We start from the raw sequence: 22,932 nt of genomic DNA, 5'->3' as shown, positions 1-22,932 counted from the left end.
CACGGCGCGCGCCGGGTGCGAATCCAAGGGCATGAACATCGTGCCTTCCACGCCGTCCCGGGGCCTGCCGCATGGCTGAGGTCCGCATCGCGCCGCTGATCGACGAGGACTGCTTCGAGATCGGGCTCAATCACCTCTTCCCCTCGGCCGACGCCGCGCGCCTGGCGGGGGAGGCGGACTGGCTCTGCCCCGACCACCTCGACCCCTCGATGGCGACGGTGCGGCTCGGCATGAAGTCCTGGCTGGTGCGCGCGGGCGGGCGCACGATTCTGGTCGACACCTGCATCGGCCAGCACAAGGAGCGTCCGCGTCATCCGGCCTGGCACCGACGTGCGAGCGACCGCCTGCTGCGGGAGCTGTCGCACGCCGGACTTGCCCCGACCGACATCGACCTGGTGCTGTGCACCCACTTGCATGCCGATCACGTGGGCTGGAACACGCGGCTCGAGGACGGGCGCTGGGTGCCGACGTTCCCGCGCGCCCGCTATGCCATGTCGCGGCGGGAGATGGAGGACTGGAGAGCGCGTGCGCGGCATAGCGCGGAGCCGGTCAACCACGGCGCCTTCGCCGACAGCATCCTGCCCGTGGTGGATGCCGGCCTCGCCCTGTTCGTCACCGCCGGTGACGCGCTGGCAGAGGGCGTCACCGTCGAAGCGCTGCCGGGCCATACCGCCGAGCATTTCGGCCTGCACGTGGACCGGCCGCAGGGCGCGGCGCTGTTCTGCGGCGATGCCATCCATTCCCCCGTCCAACTGCTCGTCCCCGAGTGGACGAGCGCCTTCTGCGGAGATCCCGACCTTGCCATCGCCACCCGCATCGCCATGCTCGACCGCGCCGCGCACGAGGGGCTGGAGCTCTATCCCGCTCATTTTCGCGGCGCTGGCAGCCTGCGCATCCGCCGCCACGGCGGCGCCTTCCGGCCCGCCTGACGGTCGCGCCTCGCCGCCCGCCGCGCAGGTCGTGCCCGTGCATGCTAGCGCCGTGGCGCCCGGGACCACCAAGCCAGGGACCACCAAGGAGGCATCGTTGCACACGCTGGAAACGCTGCGGGCGCGCTATGCGACCGAACGGTCGCGCTTCGCGACGCTGGAGGGCATCCCGCTCCACTACACCGACGAGGGCGCGCGCGACCCGGATGCGCCGGTCATCGTGCTGGTCCACGGCTCGTTCCTCGACCTTGCATCCTACGATCCCTGGCTTCCGGCTTTCGCTGGTTACCGCGTGGTGCGCTACGACCGGCTGCGGTGGGGGCTCACCGGGCAGGGCGCCGGGCCGACGATCACCTATGCCGACGAGGAGGCGCTCCTGGCAGCCCTGGTCGCGCACCTTGGTCTCGAACGCTTCGTGCTGGCCGGCTCTTCAAGCGGGGGCATGACCGCCGCGGCCTATGCCGCGCATCACCCGGAGCGCGTCTCCCGGCTCGTGCTCATCAACTTCCCGCTGGGGCACGGGCGCATCAACAATGCCGCGAAAGCCAAGGAGCCTGCTCCGGCGCCGCTCCCGCCGGTGGAGGCGATGCGCAAGCTGCTGGTGGCCAACTTCGCCGAGCCGGGCCTGGTCACCGAAGCGATGGTGTCGCGGTATGGCGAGATGATGGACCGCGAGGATCCGACCGGCGCGATCGCCTCCAGCTACGCGCAGGCGGCGCTGTGGGGCGAAGCGGAGCGGGCGAAGCTGCTGGGCGAGCTGAGCATGCCGACGCTGGTCATGTGGTCGCGCCACAACCGCACGCTGGCGGTCGAGCACGGTGAGGCAGCCTTCGCCGCGGTTGGCGGGCAGGACAAGCAGTTCGTGGTGATCGAGGGCGCGGGCCATATGCTGCCGCTGGAGAAGGGGGAACTCTCGGGCCAGGTGGCGGGCCGGTTCGCCGATGGCGAGGAACTGCCCGCCGCCATTTCCGAGTGACCGCCGAACGCACCGTGCAGGCGCTCGCACCCTGTGGCCGGGCGGTCGACATCGCGCTGCGAGCGCCCGCGCGGCCCGGCGCCGTGGTGGGCGGCATCGTGTTCTCGCACGGGGCCAACGCCTCGCCGGCACGCTACCGGGTGCTGCTGGACCATTGGGCAGGTGCGGGCTTCGCGGTGGCGGCCCCGCTGCACCTCGATTCGGAAGAGCATCCCGCGCGCCTGGTGGACGATCCGCTTCGCGTGCGCCGCACCCGCCTGGAGGACTTCGCCCTATGCGCAAGGCTGCTGTGCGAAGGCGGCGGGGGGCTGCCGCCTGTGCGCCGGCACGTGGCGGCGGGGCACAGCTACGGCGCGCTCGTCGCCCAGGTGGCGGGGGGCGCGCGCCTGGCGAGTGGCGAAGGCGGCTGTGGACCGGCGCCGGCCTGCGTCATCGCGCTCTCCCCGCCGCCGCCGATACCCGGGGTCATCGATGCGCAGGGCTGGAGCGCGTGTCGCGCGCCGATGCTCTGCATCACCGGCACGGCCGACGTGCTGCCGGGCTTCGTCGACGACTGGCGGCTGCACCTCGCCTCCTACGAGGCCGTGGGGCAGGGCTTTGCCGCGGTGTTCGACGGGATGGACCACTATGGCAACGGCGCCTTCGGCCGCCTTCGGCCGGGTCATGGCGATCGCGATGCGAGAATCGCGGCGCTGAACGCGATGGTCACGGCCTTCGCCCGCGCCTGGACGGCGGGTGGCCCAGTGGCGGCGCGGGATTGGGCCGCGCAGGACCTGCCCGGCATACGCTGCTTCGCCCGCCCGGCTTGAGCCCGGCAGTGCAGGCGCTCATGCGCGCGCGGGCGCTGTCTCCCCGGACGGGGCGGCGGGACGGCCCGTGGACAGTTCGGCGCTGATCGCGGCGGCGCAGGTGAGGACCAGTTCGGCGAAACGCTCCACCGCGTCCTCCATCTTCATGGCCGAGGCGAAGAAGGCGAGCGAGATCGCGCCGGCGGGCTGCTCGCCCTCGAACACGGCGGCGGCCAGCGAGGAGGTCTTGCCCGGGTTGCGCGTGAAGCGGTTGAAGCTGCGGGTGGTGTAGCCCTGGCGCCGCACCTGGGCGATGAAGCCGTCATCCTCGATCTGCCCGACGGCGTGCGCCCACTCGGAATTTTCGAGCACGCGCAGCGATGCCACCAGCGCCGCGCGCTTCGCGTCGTCGATCGAGGCGAGGAAGATCAGCCCCGATGCGGTCTCCAGCAGCGGGCTGGCGTAGCCGGGGAAGTACTCGTTGAAGGTCAGCGCGCTCAGCGCATGGGTTGAATCGCGAATCACCATCGAGTGCCCGACGTGAGTGGAGAGCGTGATCGGCCACCCCACCATGCGCGTCAGCTCGACGATGTGCGGGCGTGCCGCTTTCACCAGGCGAGCATCGCCCTGGAAGCCGTGGGCCAGGGTTTGCACCAGCGCCGTGGGCCGGTAGTGGCGGCGGTTCGGCTCGCGCTCGATCAAACCTTCGTGAAGCAGCGACTGGACCAGCCGGGATACCGTCGGAAACGGCAGGCGACAGGTCTTGGCGATGTCCGTCAGCGTCGCCGAGCCGTCCCGGTTGATCGCCTGCAGGACCGCGATCCCGCGCGAAAGCGACCGGATCGGAATGCCGTTGTCCATGGTGTGCGCCCCCGAGATGCTGGCGCCTTGAACGGCGGCCTAGTGCGCGCATCATGCCGATGCTGCGCTGCAATGTCCACCGTGCGGATATCATGCCGCAACGCCGTTCTAACCCGCCGCGGCGCGGCATAGGGAGGATCCATGCCGCGCGGTCGATCGCCGGAACGCTCCACCCCCGAAGAGGACACCATGGCCCAGCCGATCCTGCGCAAGATGCTCGCCGAAGGCCGGTTCGTGACCGCGCCCGGCATCCAGGACATGATCTCCGCCGTCGTCGCCGCGCAGTTCGACTTCGAGGTGGTCTACGGCTCGGGCTACTGGCTCACCGCCTCGGCGCACGGGCTTCCCGATGCGGGCATCGCCTCGGTCACGCAGATGACCGACCGCATGGCGACGCTGGTCCGCTCCTCCAAGGCGGCGGTCATCGCCGATGCGGACACCGGCTTCGGGGGGCTGCTCAACGTCCACCACACGGTGCGCGGGTACGAGGCGGCGGGCGTCACCGCGATCCAGATCGAGGATCAGGAGTTCCCCAAGAAGTGCGGCCACACCCCGAACAAGCGGGTGATCCCGGTGGCGGACATGGCGCGCAAGATCGAGGTCGCCTGCGACGCGCGCTCCTCGGAGGACTTCCTCGTCATCGCCCGCACCGATGCGCGCCAGTCGGAGGGCTACGACGGCGTCATGCGCCGCATGGAGGCCTATGCCAAGGCCGGCGCCGACGTGCTCTTCCCCGAGGCGCTGGTGAGCCAGGAGGAGGTCCGCGCGATCACCGCCGCGTTCGACCTGCCGATGCTCGCCAACATGGCGCACGGCGGGCTCACGCCGATCGTCTCGCCGGCGGAGCTGCAGGCGCTGGGCTATGCCATCGGCATCTACCCGGCGATGGCCTCGCTGACCGCGGCGGCGGCGATGGAGGACGCGTTCCGACGCCTGCGCGCGGGCGAGGCCCCGCGCAACGACGAGATGTTCGACTTCCAGCGCTTCTGCCGCCTGATCGGCTTCGAGGACGTCTGGGCGTTCGAGAAGCGTTGGGCGCAGGACTGACGCCGTGGCGCCCCGCACCCTCTACCAGAAGATCTGGGATGCGCACGTCGTCTCCAGCCGCGAGGACGGCACCAGCCTGATCTACATCGACCGCCACCTCGTCCACGAGGTCAGCAGCGCGCAGGCCTTCGAGGGGCTGCGCCAGGCGGGCCTGCCGGTGCGCCGCACCGACCTGACGCTGGCGATGCCCGACCACAACGTGCCGACCACCCCGCGTGTCGACGCGGCGGGCAGGCCCGTTCCGGTCGCCGACCCGGCCAGCGCCCGGCAGCTCGCCGCGCTGGAGGCCAACGTCGCGCAGTTCGGCGTGCCCTTCTTCACCGCGACCGCGCCCGAGCAGGGGATCGTCCACGTCGTCGGGCCCGAGCAGGGCTTCACGCTGCCGGGTTGCACCCTCGTGTGCGGCGATAGCCACACGGCCGCCCACGGCGCGCTGGGAGCGCTGGCCTTCGGCATCGGCACGACCGAGGTCGAGCACGTGCTCGCCACCCAGACGCTGCGCATGACCCGCGCGCGGGCGATGGAAGTGCGCGTCGAGGGCAAGCTGGGGCACGGCGTCTCGGCCAAGGACGTGATCCTGGCGGTGATCGCCCGCATCGGCGTGGGCGGCGGCATCGGCCACGTCATCGAGTACCGCGGCTCCACCTTCGCGGCGATGAGCATCGAGGAGCGCCTGACGGTCGCCAACATGTCGATCGAGGCGGGCGCGCGCACCGGCCTGTTCGCGCCGGACGAGACCGCCTTCGCCTACCTCAAGGGGCGGCCGATGGCGCCCAAGGGCGAGGCCTGGGACCGCGCCGTCGCGCATTGGCGCACGCTGCGCACCGACGAGGGCGCCGTCTTCGACAAGTCGGTCACCATCGACGCCGCCGCAATCGCGCCGAGCGTGACCTGGGGCACCAATCCCGAGCAGGTGGCGCCGGTCACCGGCCGGGCGCCGCGCCTGGAGGACATCGCCGACGAGGCCCGCCGCGCCGCCGTCGCCCGCGCGCTGGACTACATGGGCATCGCCCCGGGGCAGGCGCTGGCGGAAGTGGCGGTCGATCACGTCTTCATCGGCAGCTGCACCAACAGCCGCATCGAGGACCTGCGTGCCGCCGCCCGGGTGGTGCAGGGTCGCCACCTGTCCGACCGCATCCGCTCCGCGATCGTCGTCCCGGGCTCGGGCCTGGTCAAGCGGCAGGCCGAGGCCGAGGGGCTCGACCGCGTCTTCGTCGAGGCGGGCTTCGAGTGGCGCGAGCCCGGCTGCTCGGCGTGCCTGGGCATGAACCCGGACGTGATCCCGCCCGGGGGACGCTGCGCCTCCACCTCCAACCGCAACTTCGTCGGGCGCCAGGGCCCCGACGCGCGCACCCACCTGATGAGCCCGGCGATGGCCGCCGCAGCCGGCGTCGCCGGCCGGCTCGCCGACGTTCGCGAGTTCCTCGGAGAGCCGGCATGACCCTGACCCGCGTCGAGGGGCGGGCCTACCCGCTCGGCCTCAGCAACGTCGACACCGACCAGATCATCGGGTCGGATTGGCTCAAGACGATCAGCAAGGCCGGCCTCGGCGCCGGCGCCTTCGACGCGCTGCGGGCGGGCGGGGTGAGCGTGTTCGACGATCCGCGCTGGAAGGGCGCCGAGATCCTCGTCGCGGGCGCGAACTTCGGCTGCGGGTCGAGCCGCGAGCATGCCGCCTGGGCGATCGCCGACATCGGGATCCGGGTGGTCCTTGCCCCCAGCTTCTCGGACATCTTCTCGGGCAACGCGTTCAAGAACGGCATCCTCACCGCCGTGATCGACGAGGCCGCCCTGGCGCCGCTGATGCGCGCGGCGCAGGCCGAGGGGGCGGCGGGCGTGATCGCCGTCGACCTGGTCGAACAGCGGGTGGAGACCGCACAGGGTGCGTCCTGGCCCTTCCGCATCGACCCCTTCCGCCGCGAATGCCTGATCGAAGGCCTCGACGAGATCGCGCTGACCCGCACCGAGGACGCCGCCATCGCTGCGCACGAGGCGCGCATCGCCGCCGCCGAGCGATGGCTCGCGCGCACGGCCTGAACCCGACCCCCCGGCTCCACCCCTGAGGGCCCCCGGGCCCTCGACACGGAGAATGAGATGACGACCACTCGCAGCAAGGACAGGCAGGGCTACCGGATGAAGTTCGGGGTGCTCGGCCCCTCGACCAACACCATCGTCCAGCCCGACTTCGACGACCTGCGCCCGCGCGGCGTGACCAACCACTACGCCCGCATCCACGTCGACAACGCCCAGGCGGTCTCCAACGACAGCTTCATGGCCGGTGCGTGGAAGATCAGCGAGATGACGCACGACGCGGTGCGCCGGGTGCTGACCTGCGAGCCGAACTACCTGGTCATGGGCATGTCGGCGGTGACGTTCTTCAACGGCGCGGAAGGCGGCCGCAAGTGGCGCGAGCAGGTCGAGGATGTCTCGGGCCTGGGTGTCTCCACCGGCGCCGAGGCGGTGGTCGCCGCGCTGGAGACCTACGGCGGCATCAAAAAGGTGGCGTTCGTCTCGCCCTACTTCCCCACCGCCAACGCGGAGGTGAAGAACTTCCTCTCGGACTACGGCTACGAGACCGTGCGCGACGTCGCGCTGCAGCGGCCGAGCTGGATCGCCATCGCCGAGACCACCGAGCAGGACCTGCGCGCGGCGTTCCACCAGCTCGAGGGCGACGACGTCGACGCGCTCATCCAGGTCGGCACGAACCTCGACTGCATGCGCTTCGCCGCGGCGGCGGAGACGTGGCTGGCCAAGCCGGTGATCGCCATCAACACCGCCACCTACTGGCACGCGCTGCGGCGCAACGGGATCGACGACCAGATCGACGGCTTCGGCCGCCTGATGGCCGAGTTCTGACCACTTTCGATTTTTGAACCGGCGCCCGGTCGTTCCGGCCGGGCCAAGGAGAACAGGGAAATGACGATTACCAAGCGGGTGCAGGTCGTGGTCGCGGGAGCCGGGCCGGTTGGCTCCGTCGCCGCGATGTATCTGGCGATGAACGGCGTGGACGTGATCCTCGCCGAGACCGGCGCGGACTGCGCGGCCGACCTGCGCGCCTCCACGTTCCATCCGCCGACGCTGGAGATGCTCGACCAGCTCAAGGTCACCGACTACCTGATGGGGATGGGCCTGAAGTCGCCCGTCTACCACTGGCGCGATCGCAAGTCCGGCGAGATCTATCCCTTCGACTTCGCGGAGCTGGCCGGCGACACGCGCTATCCCTTCCGCCTGCAGTGCGAGCAGTACCACCTCTCGCGCAAGCTGTCCGACCGCCTGGCGGAGGAGCCCAACGCCGAGGTGCTGTTCAACCACCGCCTGGTGTGGTTCCAGCAGGACGACGACGGCGTGGACGTCGCGCTGGAGACCCCGACCGACCTCGTGAAGGTCCGGGCCGACTACCTGATCGGCGCCGACGGCGCGAGCTCGATCGTGCGCAAGTGGCTCGGCATCGAATTCGACGGGTTCACCTATCCCGAGCGCTTCCTGTGCCTGTCGACGGCGCAGGAGATCCGCGACGAGATCCCGGACCTCGCCTACGTCAACTACGTCTCCGATGCCGACGAGTGGATGGTGCTGCTGCGCGTGCCCACGCTGTGGCGCGTGCTGGTGCCGGCCAACGAGGAGACCACCGAGGAGCTCCTGTCCGACGAGAAGAAGAACCGCGTCTTCAGCGGCTTCCTCAAGGACGGCGAAAGCGTGGAGACGCGCCACCGCACGATCTACCGCGTCCACCAGCGCGTCGCCAAGCAGTTCCGCCAGAACCGCGTGCTGCTGGTGGGCGATGCCGCGCACCTCAACAACCCGCTCGGCGGCTTCGGCATGAACAGCGGCGTCCACGACGCGTTCAACTTGTGCGAGAAGCTGGTCGACGTGCTCAAGGGCGCGGACGATGCCGTGCTCGACGTGTTCGAGCGCCAGCGCCGTACCGTCACGCATGCCTTCACCCAGCAGCAGACCATCGAGAACATGGAAATCATGCGCGGTGGCCAGAGCGAGGCGCATGCCCGCCGCCGCGACAAGATGCAGGCCCTGCTCAACGACGACGACGCACGCCGCAAGTACCTGCTGCGCCAGTCGATGATCGCGAGCCTGCAGGACGCCGCGGCCATCGCGTGACGCCGCTCCGGCGCGCCGTGCCTGCGGCGCGCCGCGAGATGCAGGCTGATGCCGGAGCCGCCTAGGACGCGCTCTTCGCGCGCCGGGCGCTCCGGGTCTTGCGGGCGGCCGGCGCGAGTTCGACCCAGACCGGCGCGTGGTCGCTGGTCTTCTCCCAGCCGCGGGGCCGCCGATCGACGTCGGCGTCCACCAGCCTGGCGGCGGCGGCCGGGTTCAGCAGGATGTGGTCGATGCGCAGGCCCGCATCGCGCTCGAAGGCGCCGCGCCAGTACTTCCAGAAGGTGTAGATCGTCTCGTCCGGGTGCATGTGGCGCAGGGCGTCGGTCCATCCCTGCTCCAGCAGCCGGGCGTAGGCAGCCTTCACTTCCGGCGCGAAGAGCGCATCGTCGCGCCACCGCTCGGGCACGTAGACGTCGCGGTCGGTGGGCATCACGTTGAAGTCCCCCGCGATCACCACCGGCGCGTCCAGCGCCACCAGCTCGGCCAGGTGCGCATGCAGCCGCTCGAACCAGCGCAGCTTGAAGTCGAACTTCGGGCCGGGCCGCGGGTTGCCGTTGGGCAGGTAGAGGCCCGCCACCAGCACCCCGCCGACCGCGGCCTCGATATAGCGGCTCTGCTCGTCCAGCGGATCGCCGGGAAGACCGCGCCGGGTCTCGTGCAGCGTGCCCGAGCGGCTGAGGATCGCCACGCCGTTCCAGCGGCTCTGCCCGTGCCAGATCGCCTCGTAGCCCGCCTCGCGCAGCGCCGCTTCGGGGAACTTGTCCTGCGGCGCCTTGAGTTCCTGCAGGCACACCACGTCGGGCCGGGCGAGCGCAAGCCAGCGCAGCAGCACGGGCAGGCGGCCGTTGACGCCGTTGACGTTGTAGGTGGCGATCCTCACCGGCCGGGCTCCTCGCCCGCGGGTTCCAGCGGGGCGGCGAAGCGGTAGCTCGCCTGCGCCAGGCCCATGCGCCGGAAGAAGCCGTGCGCGTTGCGGATCTCGATGTCGCTCATCACTTCCAGGGCGGTGCAGCCGGCGCCCGGCAGCGCGGCGCGCACCGCATCGAGCAGGGCCCGGCCGACGCCGCGGCGCCGCTCGCGCGCGGCGACGAAGAGGGTCGAGAGGCGACCCACCGGCGGACGATGGAGCGCCGGCACCACGCTCCAGGCGGCGCAGCCCACGATCGCCCCGCGCCGCGCCAGGACCAGCCCGCTGCCCGGGCGGAGCAAGGCGGCGATCCGCGCCTCCAGCGCCGCCTCGGAGGACGCGAGGCCGGCAGCGGACAGGAACTGCGCCAGCGCCGCCACGTCGGCGCGCTTGCCGGGTCCGATCCGCAGCGGCTCCGGTTGCGGCTTCGGCTCTGGGGAAGGTTGCGGGGAGGGCTTGGGGGGCGGCGGGGCTGCGCGGGCGGGCTGCGTACGGCGCGGCTTGCGCGGCGCCGGGGCCGTCGCTGCCGCTGCCGCTGCCGCCCGGCGCCGTCGTCGGGCTGGAGGCTCCGCAGGCGCGGGCGGGGCCGTCTTCCGGGAAGGGGGGGCAGCCGGGCCGAGCGCGGCGGACTTGCGCCAGGTATCGACCTCGCCGCTGCGCAGGAACGCCGCGACTTGCGCGGCGCTGGCGGTCAAGCCGTCCGGACCGAAGCCGAAGACGGGCTTGCCCTCGCCATCCGCCAGCCCGAGCTTGCCGTAGTCCCCGACCCCCGGCTTGCGCCGGCGCGAGCGCACGAGCCGGAAGCCGCGGTGCGCGGCGGCTTCGCGCAGGTCCTCGTCCGAAGGCGTTTCCATCCTCGACGAACCCCCCGCGCGCGGCAAGGTTTCGTGGGGCGGCGCTTGCCGGGCCCGCCTGCGATCAGGACTGGCCGTCCGCCGCCAGGCGGCGCGTGGCGGCGGCGTCGATCAGGTCGCGCACCCGCTCCGCCAGCTCGGACGAGGTGAAGGGCTTGGCGAGCAGGGGCGCCTCCGGGTCGATGCGCTCGGCCGGAGAGATGGTGTTGCCGGTGTAGCCGCTGGTGAACAGCATGCCGAGCCCCGGCCGGCGCCGCCGCAGCTCGTCCCCCAGGTCCTTGCCCGACATGCCGGGCATGACCACGTCGGTGAAGACGAGGTCGATCGTCGATCCCACCTCTTCCAGCGTGCGCAGCGCGGTGGGGCCGTCGGACGCCTCGATCACCCGGTAGCCGAGCTCGCGCAGGATCTCGGCCGAGAAGGCGCGCACCTCGTCGTCGTCCTCGACCACCAGGATGGTCTCGCCGCGGCCGCTGCGCTCGTCCACCGCCAGCGTCTCGGCCTCCTCGCCCTCCACCAACGTGCCGACGAAGCGGGGCAGGTACATCTCGACGCTGGTGCCGCGGCCTTCCTCGGAGTGGAGCACGACGTGCCCGCCCGACTGCTTGACGAAGCCATAGACCTGGCTGAGCCCGAGCCCGGTGCCGCGGCCCACTTCCTTGGTGGTGAAGAATGGTTCGAACACGCGGGTCAGGTGCTCGGGCGGCATCCCGCAGCCGGTGTCGCTGACGGTCAAGAGGACGTAGCTGCCCGGCGGAACGTCACCCTGGCTGGTTTCGATGCGCGCGTTCGCGGTGGTGATCCGCAGCGTCCCGCCCGCCGGCATGGCGTCGCGCGCGTTGACCGCCAGGTTGATGAGCGCGTTCTCCATCTGGTTGGGGTCGGCCTCCACCGGCCAGAGCCCGGGCGTGCCCGCCACGTCCAGCTTCACCAGCTCGCCCAGGGCCCGGTTGAGCAGCTCGGACATGCCCGCGACCAGGGTGTCGAGGTCCAGCGGCTCGGGCGACAGCGGCTGCCGCCGCGCGAAGGCGAGCAGGCGCTGGGTCAGCGCCGCGGCGCGCTCCGCGCCCTTCATGGCATTGCCGATCGAGCGTCGGGCCCGCGCCGTTCCCTCGCCGTCGCCCAGCACCCGCGCGGCGATGTCGAGATTGCCGGAGATGACCGTCAGCAGGTTGTTGAAGTCGTGCGCGATGCCGCCGGTCAGCTGGCCGACCGCTTCCATCTTCTGCGACTGGCGCAGTCTCTCCTCCACGGCGCGGCGTTCGGTGAGGTCGCGGGTGATCTTGGCGAAGCCGATCAGCGTGCCCTCTTCGTCGCGGATCGCGTCGACCACCACGCTGGCCCAGAATTCCGTCCCGTCGCGGCGCAGGCGCCAGCCTTCGGCCTCGAACTTGCCGGTGCGGCGCGCGGTCTCCAGCGTGCGCGCGGGCATTCCGGCTTCGCGGTCGCGCGGGGTGTAGAATGTGGAAAGGTGGCGGCCGACGATTTCCTGCGCGGTGTAACCCTTGATCCGCTCCGCGCCGGCGTTCCAGTTGGTGATGTAGCCGTCGGCGTCGAGCATGTAGATCGCGTAGTCGCTCACCCCGTCGACCAGGATGCGGAAGCGGCGCTCGCTCTCCTCCAGCTGCTCGAAGGCGGCGCGGATCTCTTCCGTGCGCTGCTCGATGCGGCGCTCCAGCGTGGCGTTGAGATCGCGCAGCTCGGATTCGGCGAGGCGGCGCGCGCCCAGTTCGTTCTCGGAGACCTGGTTCAGCCGCGCGTTGTCGATTGCGATGGCGGCGTGGCCCGCCATGCCCAGCAGCACGCTCTCGTGCTCCTGGTTGAAGACGCCTTCGCGGTGGTGGCCGAAGAACAGGCCGCCATGCACTTCGCCGCTGCGCGAGACGACGGGCACGGCGAGATAGCTGGTGACGGGCAGATGCCCCTCCGGCATGCCCTGGCGCGGCGCGTTGTGGCCGTAGCGCGGATCGAGGCGGATATTGTCGGAGCGCACCACCGCCTCGCCGCCGAAAGTGGGGGCGAAGACCGCCGTGTTGCGTGGCATCGGGAACGCGGCGAAGCTCTCGCGCGGGACGCCCGAGAGGCTGTAGAGCATGTAGCTCTCGCCTCGCTCGTCGACCAGGTTGTAGAAGAAGGCGCCGAACTCGGCCCCGGTGAGCTCCACCCCGGCATCGGTGATCAATTGCACGACGCGGTCGATGTCCCGCTCGGCGGCGACCGCGGCGGCGGTGCGGTTCAGGACCTCGAAGGAATCGTGAAGCGCGACGTTGCCGAGCGCGATGCCGATGTTGCCCCCCAGCAGCTGCAGCAGCTGCAGCGCGTCGGGCGGGGGAGCCCCGGTACGCGCCCAGTAGGCGCCGATGGCGAAGCTCGCGCCGCCGGTGCGGACAGGTACCATGACCATGCTCCGCACGAAAGTGTCTCGATAGAGCGCGTGCGGCACCCGCTCGTCGGTATAGATGTCCGGGATCACCGCGGCTTCGCCGTTGCGCATGACCCAGCCCGAGACGCAGTCGGACAGCGGGAACGACTGGCCGGCCCAGAGCGGCCCCACGCCATCCTCGGCGATGTAGGCGCAGCGGTCGGCCTCGCAGCGCACGAACGCGATCCCGTCCGCGCCGACGATCTCGCGGGCGGAGGAGCGGACAACCTCGACCACTTCGTCGAGCGTGCGCACGCGGGCAAGCCGCTCTGCCACCGCGAACAGCGCCGGCCACTTCGCAGAGACGGAATCCACCGACGCTCCCTCAATCATGCTCGTTTGCGTTCGCTCCCCGAGGGGCGCACCATAGCTTGCGCCTGCCGGGGTGCAAAGCCCTTGCGCAGATCGCTGCTGCGCGGCGCGAATGGCACGCCGACAGCGTCTTCTGGTCGACGACAGCCTTCAGTGCCGGAGCGTCGGCTCATCCTTTCGGCGCGCCGTGCGTGCGCCCGTCACCGGAGCGGGGCGGCTGCCCTCGGCCTCGCCGCTGAGCCGCCCGAGCACGCCCGTGGCGAGCGCCCCCACCGCGGAGAGCAGCAGCGGCTTGAGTGTGTGCGCGGGAACTTCCTTGAGCGCGGCATTGATGGTGGAGCGCAGGTCCTTGGGGATCTTCACGCCCATCAGTCGCTTCGGGAGTTTGACCGAACCTTTTTTCTTCTTCTTGCTCACGGGCTCACCTTCCAAGACTCAAGAGCGCGCCCGCAAGGGGAAGCACCCGGTCTCAGGGAACGTGCAGGGGGTGCCCGTGTTCCCGTCGCCCTTCCAGGAAGGAGGCCGAGGTTCGCCATCACAGGCGAAAGCCGCCGCTCGCCTCGATGTTCTGCGCCGTGACCCAGCGCCCGAGCGGCGAGGCGAGGGCATAGACGATGTCGGCGATCTCCTCGGGCGTGCCGAAGCGGCGCAGCGCCGTCGCCTCGGTCACCTGGCGCGCGGCCTCGGGATCCTCGGTGACGTGCGCGTTGGTCTCCCCTGCGGTGAAGCCGGGCGCGACCGAGTTCACCGTGATCCCCCGCGGGCCGAGCTCGGCCGCGAGCACGCGGGTGAACGCATCCACCGCCGCCTTGGCCATGGTATAGACGATGATCCCGGGATCGGTGAGCCGCGAGCCGGTCGAGGACAGGTTGACCACCCGGCCCGAGGCGGCAAGCCGGCCGTGCAGCGCGCGCGTCAGGAAGAAGGCGGCGCGCACGTTGTTGCCGAAGGCCTGGTCGAACGCGGCCTCGTCCACATCCAGGATGCGGCCGTAGTCGCCGCCGCCGATGTTGTTGACCAGGATGTCGAGCTGCCCCGCGCCGGTTCGTGCCGCCAGCTCCTCGTCCAGCCGGGCCGCCAGTTGCTGCGCCCCCGCGATCCCGCCGAGCCGCGCCTGGACCGCGAAGGCCTGGCCGCCCGCGGCGGCGATGCGCGCCACCGTCTCCTCCGCCGCCACCCGGTTCTCGGCGTAGTTGACCGCCACCAGCGCGCCCGCCGACGCGAGCCTTTCGGCGATCGCCCGGCCCAGCCCGCGGCTTGCACCCGTGACGAGCGCGGTCTTGCCTGTCAGTTCCACGGCTACTCCCCCCAACGCCCCAGTCTTGCGCGGAAGCCTGGTGCGGTTCGGGTCGCCCGGCAAGCGGCACGGGTTGACCTGGGACGCAACCTCCCGCGTCCCGGGGCTGCATGCTCCGCTCCGGTGGGGCGGCACCAAACCGCCGCTGCGGCGTTAACCCCGCGGCGGCCTGACGCCGTTCCCTCCATGACGGCCTGACGAGAGGCAACGCAATGACCATCACCGTGAACGGCGTGGCGGCGCCGCTGCCCGAAGATCCGCGCGTATCGCTGCTCGACCTGCTGCGGGAGACGCTGCTGCTGCCCGGCACCAAGAAGGGCTGCAACCAGGGTGCCTGCGGGGCCTGCACCGTGCTGGTCGACGGTGAGCGGATCCTCTCGTGCCTGGCGCTGGCGGTACAGTTCGAGGGCCGCTCGGTCACCACCGTGGAGGGGCTGGGCGCCCCGGGCTCGCTGCATCCGCTGCAGGAGGCGTTCGTCGAGCACGACGGCTTCCAGTGCGGCTACTGCACGCCGGGCCAGATCTGCTCCGCCATCGGCATGGTCGAGGAGGTTCGCCGCGGCGTCCCCAGCCACGTCACGGCCGACCTTGCGAACGACGCCGTCACCCTCACCCCCGAGGAGCTGCGCGAACGGATGAGCGGCAACCTGTGTCGCTGCGGCGCCTACAACGGGATCGTCGCCGCCATCCGGTCCACCTTCGCGGAGGCCGCCGAATGAACCCGTTCCGCTACGATCGCGCCGCCGACGCGGCCGACGCCGTGCGCCGCGGCGGCGCCGAGGGTGCGCGCTATCTCGGGGGCGGGACGAACCTCGTCGACCTGATGCGCGAGACGATCGAGCGTCCGGCGGCGCTGGTCGACGTCACGGGCCTGTCGGCTGCGATCGAGGAGCAGCCTGACGGCGGCCTGCGGATCGGCGCGGCGGCGCGCAACACCGCGGTGGCGGAGCACCCGCTGGTGCGCCGGCGCTATCCCGTGCTGACCCGCGCCATCGTCGCCGGGGCGAGCGCGCAGATCCGCAACATGGCGACCACCGGCGGCAACCTGCTCCAGCGTACGCGCTGCACCTACTTCTACGACGACGCGGCATCGCGCTGCAACAAGCGCCGCCCGGGGCAGGGCTGCGATGCGCGCGAGGGGTTCAACCGCGATCACGCGATCCTCGGCGCCTCGCCCGCCTGCGTCGCGGTCCATCCTTCGGACATGTGCGTGGCGCTGGCAGCGCTCGATGCGCAGGTCCACTTGCGCAGCGGCGCGGGCGAGCGGACGCTGCCGCTGGTGGATTTCCATCGCCTGCCGGGGGACCGGCCGGACATCGAGACGATGCTGGAGCCGGGAGAGCTGATCACCGCGATCGCGCTGCCGCCGCTGCCCCCCGCGGCGCGCTCGACCTATCGCAAGGTCCGCGACCGGTCGAGCTACGCCTTCGCGCTGGTCTCGGTCGCCGCCGTGCTCGAAGTGGAGGACGGGCGCATCCGCGACGTGCGCCTGGCGCTGGGCGGCGTGGCGCACAAGCCCTGGCGCGCGCACGCCGCGGAGGAGATGCTGCGCGAAGGGCCGGCCACGGCGCAGGCCTTCGCCGCGGCGGCCGAGGCAGAGCTCGCCGCGGCCGAGGGCCTGAAGGACAACGGCTTCAAGATCGAGCTGGCGCGCCGGACCATCGCCGCCGTGCTCACCGAACTTGCGGGAGACGCGGCATGAGCATCTTCGAGGACGGCAAGCAGATCGTGCAAGGCCTGGTGCAGGGCGCCATGGGCAAGGCTGTGGCGCTGGCACCCGACAGCTGGATCCCGGGCGGCGAGCCCGATCCCCTGATCCGCGCGCGGCATGGCCATGTCGGGCGTCCGCTCTCGCGCCTGGACGGGCCGCTGAAGGTGTCCGGCAAGGCGCCCTTCGCCGCCGAGTTCCCGATGGACGGCATGGTCTATGCGGCGCTGGCGTTCAGCACCATCGCCAAGGGGCGCATCACCGCGATCGACACGCAGGCGGCGGAAGCCGCGCCCGGCGTGCTGGGGGTCATGACCTATCGCAATGCGCCTCGACTGGCGCCGCCTCCGGTGTTCCTGTCCAACTCCAAGGCGGCCGGGGGCGACAACCTGCCGGTGATGCAGGACGCGACGATCCACTGGAACGGCGAGCCGGTGGCGGTGGTGCTGGCCGAGACGCAGGAGCAGGCGGATCACGCCAAGTCGCTGATCCGGGTCGAGTACCAGGCGGACCCCGCAGTGACGGGCTTTGCCGAGGCGCGGGCGCGCGGTACGCGGACCGGGCTGTTCATGGGCCAGCCGCTGCACAACACCAAGGGAGATGCCGAGAAGGCTTTGGCGGAGGCGGACGTGCGCATCGACGCGACTTACACGACGCCGCGCCACACCCACAATCCGATCGAGCTGCACGGCGTCACCGCCGCCTGGGAGGGCGACACGCTGCGCATCCACGATGCCTCGCAGCTCGTCGCCCACACCTCCTGGTCGATCTCGCAGATGTTCGGCATCGACGAGGACAAGGTGGTGATCACATCGCCCTTCGTCGGCGGCGGGTTCGGCAGCAAGTGCCTGTGGCAGCACCAGGTGCTGGCCGCGGCAGCGGCGAAGTTCGCCGGGCGGCCGGTGCGTCTCGTGCTGTCGCGGGAAGGGGTCTACAGGATCGTCGGGGGGCGCTCGCTCACCGAGCAGCGGGTGGCACTCGGCGCGTCGCGCGACGGCACGCTCAAGGCGCTGATCCACACCGGCGCCACGGCGAAGACCGCCAACAACGTGCTGCCCGAGCCGTTCATCATGCCCACGCGCAGCGCCTACGCGGTCGAGGCGATGGAGCTGGACGTGCAGACGGTCGAGCTAGACATGCTCTCCAACACCTTCATGCGGGCGCCGGGCGAGGCGGTTGGCACGTTCGCGCTGGAATGCGCGATGGACGAGCTGGCCGAGGCGCTGGACATGGATCCGATCGCGCTGCGCCTGCGCAACGAGCCGGAGAAGGACCCCTCCACCGGACTGCCATTCTCTTCCCGCCACATCGAGGAGGCGTGGCGAAGCGGGGCCGAGCGCTTCGGGTGGAAGGACCGCAACCCGCGCCCGGGCCAGCGCCGCGAGGGCGAGTGGCTGGTGGGCATGGGCTGCGCCACGGCGACTTATCCCTACTACCGCATGGCCGGAGGCGCCGCGCGGATCACGCTCGCCGCGGACGGACGTGCGACGATCGACATCGCTGCGCACGAGATGGGAATGGGCACCTCCACCGTGCAGACGCAGGTGACCGCCCAGAGGCTCGGCCTCGAACTGGACGCGGTGACCTTCAACTACGGCGATTCGACCCTGCCGGGCGTGGTCCTTGCCGGCGGCTCGCAGCAGACCGCCGCGATCGGCGCCTCGGTCGGCGCGGCGCACGGCGAGCTGGTGAAGAGCCTGCTCGGGATCGTCGGCAACGATTCACCCCTGGCCGGGCTGAAGCCCGAGGAGGTCGAGAGCCGCGACGCGGGGCTCGGCAAGCGCGACGATCCCGCGCGGCACGAAAGCTACGCCTCGATCCTCGCGCGAGCCGGCCGCTCCGCGCTGAGCGTCGAGGCGCAGGCACCTGCGCCGCTGGAGACGCAGCACTGGTCGATGCACAGCCACGGTGCGATGTTCTGCGAAGTGCGCGTGAACGCGGTCACCGGCGAGCCGCGCGTCACGCGCTTTCTGGGATCGTTCGACTGCGGCCGGATCCTCAACCCGAAGACCGCCGCCAGCCAGTTTCGCGGCGGCATCATCATGGGGCTCGGCCTGGCGTTGATGGAAGAGACCGAGTTCGACGAGCGGACCGCGCGCATCATGAACCCCAGCCTTGCCGAATACCACGTGCCGGTTCACATGGACGTGCCGGAACTCGACGTGATGTGGACCGACATCCCGGACCCCAGAACCCCGATGGGCGCGCGCGGCATCGGCGAGATCGGCATCACCGGAACCGGCGCGGCCGTCGCCAACGCCATCTACAACGCCACGGGCAAGCGCGTGCGCGACCTGCCGATCACGCTGGACAAGCTGCTCTGAGAAAGCGCGCGGCCGGTCGCCGTGCGTGCTCAGAGCCCGGTAAAGTCGCGGAACCACGCGACGAAGCGCGGGACGCCGTCCTCGATCCTCGTCGCCGGTGCATAGCCGGTGGCGCGAGTGAGCGCGGCGATGTCGGCGTAAGTCGCGGGGACATCGCCTGGCTGCATCGGCAGGAGGTTGAGCCGGGCCTTGCGCCCGCAGGCATCCTCCAGCACCGCGATGAGGCGCATCAGGTGCTCGGAGCGGTGATTGCCGATGTTGTAGAGCGCGTGCGGCTTGGCGCTGCCCCCGGCCTTCACGGTGCCGTCGTCCGCCGGCGGGCGATCGAGGCAGGCGAGCACGCCCGCGACCACATCGTCGATGTAGGTGAAGTCACGGTGCATCTCGCCGTGGTTGTACACGTCGATCGCGCGGTCCTGGAGGATGCGCTCGGCGAACTTCCACATGGCCATGTCGGGACGCCCCCAGGGACCGTAGACGGTGAAGAAGCGCAGCCCCGTCAGCGGCAGTCGGAACAGATGGGCATATGTCTCGCTCATCAGCTCGTCCGCCCGCTTGGTGGCGGCGTAGAGCGAGATCGGATGGTCGGTGCGGTCCTCCACCGCGAAGGGCAGGCTGGTGTTGCCGCCGTAGACCGAGCTGGAACTGGCATAGACCATGTGCCGCACCGCGCGCGCCCGGGCCAGTTCCAGCATGTTGACGTGGCCGGCGAGGTTGGAGGCGACATAGGCCTGCGGGTTGTCGAGCGAATAGCGCACGCCCGCCTGCGCTCCGAGATGGACGATGGCGTCGAACGGATGCGGAGCCAGTGCTGCGGTGAGCGCGTCCATGTCGGCGAAGTTGAGCCGCAGGAACCGGAACAGGCCGCCGCCGCGCGCCTCGGCCTGCGCGACCCGCGCCTGCTTGAGTGCGGGCGAATAGTAGTCGCCAAGATTGTCGATGCCGATCACGGGCTGGCCGCGGGCCATCAGCGCCTCTGCCACGGCGGCGCCGATGAACCCGGCCGCACCCGTGACCAGTACCGTACCTTGCGCCGTCATCGTCGTCTCCAACTGCTGTGCCGCGTCGCGGGTCGCGAGCCGGCTCTAGGCGATAAAGGTGGACCAGGCGCTAACGTCAGAACGATCTGCGCAGGCTCGCTCCCGCCGCGGTGATGTTCCCTGCCATCACGCCGAAGCTGCGCGTGGCGAAGAGGTCCAGGGTGAGCGTGGCTCCCAGCCGCATGCTGGTGGTGGCGCCGGCTTCGGTCCAGCCGTCGGCATAGTGCTTGCTGTCGAGCAGCACGGGCTGCGCGGGATCGGTGCCGGCTCGGCGCCGCAGCGCGGAGACGCCGTTGCTGGTCCAGTTGCGCGAGACGGACAGCCCGACGTAGTGGACGTCGCGAGGACCGAAGGCGTGGTCGACCCGGATGGCGGCGTTGGCCGACCATGTTGGCTCGCGCGTCTCCAGGTCTCTCAGGCCCGAGCCGGTGGGCGCGGGGCGGAGCAGCCGGCCATTGGCGAACGAACCCGCCACGGTGGGCGTCAGGAAGAGGTCCTGCGCCAGGGGCAGCACCCGGCCAAGATCACCGCCGGCCGCGAAGTAGGGGCTGCCCGTGGCGCCGGTGCTGGCGCGGCTGCCCGCGCTCGTGCTGATGCGTCCGTAGTCCTGCCAGCCGTAGCTCACCCAGCCGTCCACGACCCAGTTCGCGAAGTTGCCCCCGGCGCCCAGCGTGCCGACCAGGTAGTCCGAGGGGAGCGCGACATCGGCCTGCAGCAGGGTTCCGTGGTAGCGCATCACGCCGGCGCGGACATAGCCCCGGCCGATGCCGCGGGTGAGGCTGAGCGACTGCCAGCCGCCGTCGGGACCATCGTCGCGCGCGCTGACGCCCGCCGAGGCCGCCGCGTTCCACAGCGGTTCGGCCGCGGCGGTCGATGCCGCAACCGTCTGAGCCGGCGCGTCGGCCGCCGCCTCCTCCTCCTCGGCGCAGAAGGCCGGGGCAGGAGCGGCAGCGAGCAGGGCGGCCAGGGCAGGCTTGCGCCACGGCAATCGCATCAGGCCGCCTGTCGCAGTGTGGGATCGAACGCCGCGGGGACGGCGAAGCGGGCCACGAAGCCGGCGTCGTCGTGCGCGAAGGAAACGTCTCCGCCGTGCGCCCGCGCGATCGAGCGGCACACGGCGAGCCCGAGCCCGCTGCCGGTGCGACCGGAACGGCGCGCGGTCTCGCTGCGGTAGAACGGCTCGAACGCGCGGTCGAACTCCTCTTCCGGAATGCCGGGGCCGGCGTCGACGATCTCCGCGACCGCCTCTCCCGCGACGAGCGAGACGCGCACCTTGGCGCTGCGCCCGTACTTGACCGCGTTCTCGAGCAGATTGCCGAGCAGGCGGCGGATGCCGACGGGGTCGACTTCGACGGGGATGTGGAGGTTGCGCTCGATCTCCACGTCGGCCCCCACCAGCCGCCAGTCCGCCACGCTGCCCGCCACGAGATCGGCGAAGTCCAGGCGCTCGCGCGGGCCGGGGGTCGAGGCATCCCGGATGAAGGCGATGACCTGGCTGATCATCGCCTCCATCTCGGTCACTTCCTTCAGCAACCCCTCGCGCTGGTCGTCGGGGACATCCTCGATGCGGAAGCGCAGGCGGGTGAGGGGGGTGCGCAAGTCGTGGCTGATGGCACCGACCATCGCGGTGCGGTCGTCGACGAAGGCGCGCAGGCGGTGGCGCATCTGGTTGAAGGCATTGGCGGCGCGCCCGATCTCGGCGGGGCCGGAGAGCGGGAGGATGGTGGCCGAAGGATCGCGGCCGAGCTGCTCCGCCGCACGCGCGAAGTCGCGCAGCGGCACGACGATGCGCCGCGCGAAGAGCCACGCCAGCGGACTGACAATGGCGAGCGAGAGCGCGAACCAGAGCATCACGCGGCGTTGCCACGCGTTGGGGAACGGCTCGGCCCGCGGGGCGACGGCCACCCAGCTGCCGTCCGCACGGCGGGCAGCGGCCACGAAGTCGCCCTCGATGAACGGCGGGGACGCCATGGCGAAGACGGACCTGGCGGACCGGCGGAAGGGGATCGGCTGCGGTGTCGCGCGGGGGGCGGACACCGCCTGGGGCGCCCGGGCCGCCGTCGGCGCGGGGAGCGGCGCAGCGGCCGCCAGGCTCGGCACGCTCGCGGGGGGCTGCGCCGGTGCGTTGGTCGGCATCGCGGGCGAGCGAGGGGTTCGCTCCACCGTCTCCACGTCATCGACGGGGCGCGGCGGAACGATCGCCGGGACGGGAGCGGGAATGGCGGGGAGCACGGATAGGCCGCCGGGCCCCGCCCCCTGCAAGGCGCCGGCTCGCGCCACGCCGGGACCCTCGGGAGCGCCGCGCCCGCCGCTCCCGGATCCGGGCTGCCCGGAGGGGGCGGGGCCTCCCGGCCTGTCCTGCCCTGTCGCCGGAACGGGCCCGCCGCCCGGCCGGGCGCTACCGACGGCGCCGCCTTGCGGCTGCGACGGGCGGGGCATGGCGGTGCTCGGTTGCGAGGGGGGGCGACCTGCAGGCATGCCACCGCCCGGGAAGCTCCCGCCCGGCATGCGGCCGCCCGGAAATCCCCCGCCGGGCATGCCTGCGGGGCCGGGTCTGCCGCCCGGCGGCGGCCCACCGGGGATCGCCTGGGCCTGTGCGGTCTCCACCAGGAGCGAGCCCAGTCCCATGGTTCCGCGCGTTTCCGCCGCCAGCGGCGAGCGCGCTCCGGCCGGCGCCGCCACGCCGCCCACCGGCAACTGGGTGTAGAACGCCAGGACGATGTCTTCCGCCGGGCGGTGCAAGCGACGGGCAAGCGCCTCGCGCGAGGATTCGGAGACCAGCCAGCCCTGGCCGGAGACGTCGGGCGGCCCCAGCATCGTCTTGCGCTCGAGTCGGTCGAGGGCGCCGTCGCCCGCCAGCGCCGCGGCCACTTCGTCCATGTTCCACCGTGCTGTCGGCTGCGGCGGCAGCAGCACGGTGAGGGCCAGGGTCACCAGTTGGGCAGCAAGCAGCACGCAGACGAGCACGGCGATCAGCTGCATCGCCAGCGGCATGCCGAGCCGGCGCGGGAGAGGGGGAGGGATCATGGCGCCTGCTTTGGCACGCCGGACGCGCGGTTTCGAGACGCAGCTTTGTCGCAAGGGGAAAGGAAGGCGTTATGCGAAGCGGGGACAGGAGAGAGGGACACGTCCCTCCTGTCCCCGCTCCGCGTTCCCGCCGCCGCCCAAGGGGACGGGTGGCGGGAACGGTCACCTCGGAGCGTCCGGCCGTGGTCCGCAAGTGGATCCGGCGGCAGGACGGGAAATTCCTCTGCTGCGGCGCGCGGTGTCCAGCGCGGCTCGCGCGGCAAGTACCACGCCGCCGTGACAGTTTTCGGTCGCCTCCGGCCACGGCGGGCTGCAGTTCCGGGG

20 protein-coding genes are annotated in these 22,932 nt (G+C 71.5%); 11 read left to right on the top strand and 9 right to left on the bottom strand.

Features of this window, described 5'->3' with window-relative positions; genetic code table 11:
• Positions 1-71: 71 nt before the first annotated feature.
• The 3 genes from ACFFJC_RS09960 (at position 72) to ACFFJC_RS09950 (ending at position 2,714) form a co-directional block, all read left to right on the top strand.
• Entirely contained in the window at positions 72-929 is an 858-nt protein-coding gene (locus ACFFJC_RS09960) for an MBL fold metallo-hydrolase (RefSeq protein WP_379487349.1), read from the top strand.
• A 97-nt stretch (positions 930-1,026) separates the two neighbouring features.
• Positions 1,027-1,905, top strand: coding sequence for an alpha/beta fold hydrolase (locus ACFFJC_RS09955; protein WP_379487348.1), 879 nt, complete (start codon positions 1,027-1,029; stop codon positions 1,903-1,905).
• Positions 1,902-2,714 (top strand): alpha/beta hydrolase family protein, encoded by an 813-nt coding sequence (locus tag ACFFJC_RS09950; RefSeq protein ID WP_379487347.1) that lies wholly within the window; start codon positions 1,902-1,904, stop codon positions 2,712-2,714. Before ACFFJC_RS09955 ends, ACFFJC_RS09950 begins: the two co-directional genes overlap by 4 nt.
• 18 nt (positions 2,715-2,732) lie before the next feature.
• Here the strand turns inward: ACFFJC_RS09950 and ACFFJC_RS09945 are convergent, their stop codons facing one another.
• Positions 2,733-3,554 carry a helix-turn-helix domain-containing protein gene (locus tag ACFFJC_RS09945; RefSeq protein WP_379487346.1) on the bottom strand — a complete coding sequence of 274 codons (822 nt, stop codon included), beginning with the start codon at positions 3,552-3,554 and terminating at the stop codon, positions 2,733-2,735.
• Positions 3,555-3,695: 141 nt separating this feature from the next.
• On the opposite strand from ACFFJC_RS09945, the gene ACFFJC_RS09940 reads away from it, so the two are divergent.
• The 5 genes from ACFFJC_RS09940 to ACFFJC_RS09920 are packed head-to-tail and all read left to right on the top strand — an operon-like array spanning position 3,696 to position 8,717.
• Entirely contained in the window at positions 3,696-4,601 is a 906-nt protein-coding gene (locus tag ACFFJC_RS09940; RefSeq protein WP_379487345.1) for an isocitrate lyase/PEP mutase family protein, read from the top strand.
• 4 nt (positions 4,602-4,605) lie between these two features.
• Complete coding sequence (leuC, locus tag ACFFJC_RS09935) at positions 4,606-6,042, top strand: 3-isopropylmalate dehydratase large subunit (protein WP_379487344.1); 1,437 nt, start codon at positions 4,606-4,608, stop codon at positions 6,040-6,042.
• Positions 6,039-6,638 (top strand): 3-isopropylmalate dehydratase small subunit, encoded by a 600-nt coding sequence (leuD, locus tag ACFFJC_RS09930; RefSeq protein ID WP_379487343.1) that lies wholly within the window; start codon positions 6,039-6,041, stop codon positions 6,636-6,638. Before leuC ends, leuD begins: the two co-directional genes overlap by 4 nt.
• A 57-nt stretch (positions 6,639-6,695) precedes the next feature.
• The gene (locus ACFFJC_RS09925) at positions 6,696-7,457 is read left to right on the top strand and encodes a maleate cis-trans isomerase family protein (protein ID WP_379487342.1); all 762 of its coding nucleotides are present in this window, start codon (positions 6,696-6,698) and stop codon (positions 7,455-7,457) included.
• Between the two features lie 60 nt (positions 7,458-7,517).
• Entirely contained in the window at positions 7,518-8,717 is a 1,200-nt protein-coding gene (locus ACFFJC_RS09920; protein ID WP_379487341.1) for an FAD-dependent oxidoreductase, read from the top strand.
• A 61-nt stretch (positions 8,718-8,778) separates the two neighbouring features.
• On the opposite strand, the gene xth is transcribed toward ACFFJC_RS09920, so the two are convergent.
• From xth to ACFFJC_RS09895, 5 genes are all read right to left on the bottom strand, one after another.
• Positions 8,779-9,597, bottom strand: a complete 819-nt coding sequence (xth, locus tag ACFFJC_RS09915; RefSeq protein WP_379487340.1) for an exodeoxyribonuclease III — start codon at positions 9,595-9,597, stop codon at positions 8,779-8,781.
• A complete protein-coding gene (locus ACFFJC_RS09910) occupies positions 9,594-10,478 on the bottom strand; it encodes a GNAT family N-acetyltransferase (protein ID WP_379487339.1) in 885 nt (294 codons plus the stop codon). Before ACFFJC_RS09910 ends, xth begins: the two co-directional genes overlap by 4 nt.
• Positions 10,479-10,542: 64 nt before the next feature.
• Entirely contained in the window at positions 10,543-13,215 is a 2,673-nt protein-coding gene (locus ACFFJC_RS09905; RefSeq protein ID WP_379487338.1) for a GAF domain-containing protein, read from the bottom strand.
• Positions 13,216-13,362: 147 nt separating this feature from the next.
• Complete coding sequence (locus ACFFJC_RS09900) at positions 13,363-13,629, bottom strand: hypothetical protein (protein ID WP_379487337.1); 267 nt, start codon at positions 13,627-13,629, stop codon at positions 13,363-13,365.
• 118 nt (positions 13,630-13,747) lie between these two features.
• Positions 13,748-14,509 (bottom strand): SDR family NAD(P)-dependent oxidoreductase, encoded by a 762-nt coding sequence (locus ACFFJC_RS09895; protein ID WP_379487336.1) that lies wholly within the window; start codon positions 14,507-14,509, stop codon positions 13,748-13,750.
• A gap of 212 nt (positions 14,510-14,721) precedes the next feature.
• Between ACFFJC_RS09895 and ACFFJC_RS09890 the strand changes: the two genes are divergently transcribed.
• Genes ACFFJC_RS09890 through ACFFJC_RS09880 form a run of 3 tightly spaced genes read left to right on the top strand, consistent with a single transcriptional unit; the run spans position 14,722 to position 18,541 of the window.
• Positions 14,722-15,228, top strand: coding sequence for a 2Fe-2S iron-sulfur cluster-binding protein (locus tag ACFFJC_RS09890; RefSeq protein WP_379487335.1), 507 nt, complete (start codon positions 14,722-14,724; stop codon positions 15,226-15,228).
• A complete protein-coding gene (locus tag ACFFJC_RS09885; RefSeq protein WP_379487334.1) occupies positions 15,225-16,211 on the top strand; it encodes an FAD binding domain-containing protein in 987 nt (328 codons plus the stop codon). The genes ACFFJC_RS09890 and ACFFJC_RS09885 overlap by 4 nt, the downstream gene beginning before the upstream one ends.
• On the top strand, positions 16,208-18,541 hold the full coding sequence (locus ACFFJC_RS09880) for a xanthine dehydrogenase family protein molybdopterin-binding subunit (RefSeq protein ID WP_379487333.1): 2,334 nt from the start codon (positions 16,208-16,210) through the stop codon (positions 18,539-18,541). The genes ACFFJC_RS09885 and ACFFJC_RS09880 overlap by 4 nt, the downstream gene beginning before the upstream one ends.
• 29 nt (positions 18,542-18,570) lie before the next feature.
• On the opposite strand, the gene ACFFJC_RS09875 is transcribed toward ACFFJC_RS09880, so the two are convergent.
• The 3 genes from ACFFJC_RS09875 to ACFFJC_RS09865 all read right to left on the bottom strand — a co-directional run bounded on the left by ACFFJC_RS09875 (position 18,571) and on the right by ACFFJC_RS09865 (position 22,608).
• Entirely contained in the window at positions 18,571-19,581 is a 1,011-nt protein-coding gene (locus ACFFJC_RS09875; protein ID WP_379487332.1) for an NAD-dependent epimerase/dehydratase family protein, read from the bottom strand.
• A 76-nt stretch (positions 19,582-19,657) separates the two neighbouring features.
• Entirely contained in the window at positions 19,658-20,575 is a 918-nt protein-coding gene (locus ACFFJC_RS09870) for an autotransporter domain-containing protein (protein ID WP_379487331.1), read from the bottom strand.
• Positions 20,575-22,608, bottom strand: a complete 2,034-nt coding sequence (locus tag ACFFJC_RS09865; protein ID WP_379487330.1) for an ATP-binding protein — start codon at positions 22,606-22,608, stop codon at positions 20,575-20,577. The genes ACFFJC_RS09870 and ACFFJC_RS09865 overlap by 1 nt, the downstream gene beginning before the upstream one ends.
• Positions 22,609-22,932 lie beyond the last annotated feature (324 nt).

This window comes from Novosphingobium soli (assembly GCF_042432915.1).
Classification (GTDB): domain Bacteria; phylum Pseudomonadota; class Alphaproteobacteria; order Sphingomonadales; family Sphingomonadaceae; genus Novosphingobium; species Novosphingobium soli.
This window is presented reverse-complemented; position numbering and strand designations above follow the sequence as displayed.

Excerpts from the sequence above, each read along its gene's own strand:
- ACFFJC_RS09960 (WP_379487349.1), top strand. The coding sequence starts at position 72 with ATGGCTGAGGTCCGCATCGCGCCGCTGATCGACGAGGACTGCTTCGAG.
- ACFFJC_RS09945 (WP_379487346.1), bottom strand. The coding sequence starts at position 3,554 with ATGGACAACGGCATTCCGATCCGGTCGCTTTCGCGCGGGATCGCGGTC.
- ACFFJC_RS09940 (WP_379487345.1), top strand. The coding sequence starts at position 3,696 with ATGCCGCGCGGTCGATCGCCGGAACGCTCCACCCCCGAAGAGGACACC.
- leuD (WP_379487343.1), top strand. The coding sequence starts at position 6,039 with ATGACCCTGACCCGCGTCGAGGGGCGGGCCTACCCGCTCGGCCTCAGC.
- ACFFJC_RS09925 (WP_379487342.1), top strand. The coding sequence starts at position 6,696 with ATGACGACCACTCGCAGCAAGGACAGGCAGGGCTACCGGATGAAGTTC.
- ACFFJC_RS09920 (WP_379487341.1), top strand. The coding sequence starts at position 7,518 with ATGACGATTACCAAGCGGGTGCAGGTCGTGGTCGCGGGAGCCGGGCCG.
- ACFFJC_RS09910 (WP_379487339.1), bottom strand. The coding sequence starts at position 10,478 with ATGGAAACGCCTTCGGACGAGGACCTGCGCGAAGCCGCCGCGCACCGC.
- ACFFJC_RS09890 (WP_379487335.1), top strand. The coding sequence starts at position 14,722 with ATGACCATCACCGTGAACGGCGTGGCGGCGCCGCTGCCCGAAGATCCG.
- ACFFJC_RS09885 (WP_379487334.1), top strand. The coding sequence starts at position 15,225 with ATGAACCCGTTCCGCTACGATCGCGCCGCCGACGCGGCCGACGCCGTG.
- ACFFJC_RS09880 (WP_379487333.1), top strand. The coding sequence starts at position 16,208 with ATGAGCATCTTCGAGGACGGCAAGCAGATCGTGCAAGGCCTGGTGCAG.
- ACFFJC_RS09875 (WP_379487332.1), bottom strand. The coding sequence starts at position 19,581 with ATGACGGCGCAAGGTACGGTACTGGTCACGGGTGCGGCCGGGTTCATC.
- ACFFJC_RS09870 (WP_379487331.1), bottom strand. The coding sequence starts at position 20,575 with ATGCGATTGCCGTGGCGCAAGCCTGCCCTGGCCGCCCTGCTCGCTGCC.
- ACFFJC_RS09865 (WP_379487330.1), bottom strand. The coding sequence starts at position 22,608 with ATGATCCCTCCCCCTCTCCCGCGCCGGCTCGGCATGCCGCTGGCGATG.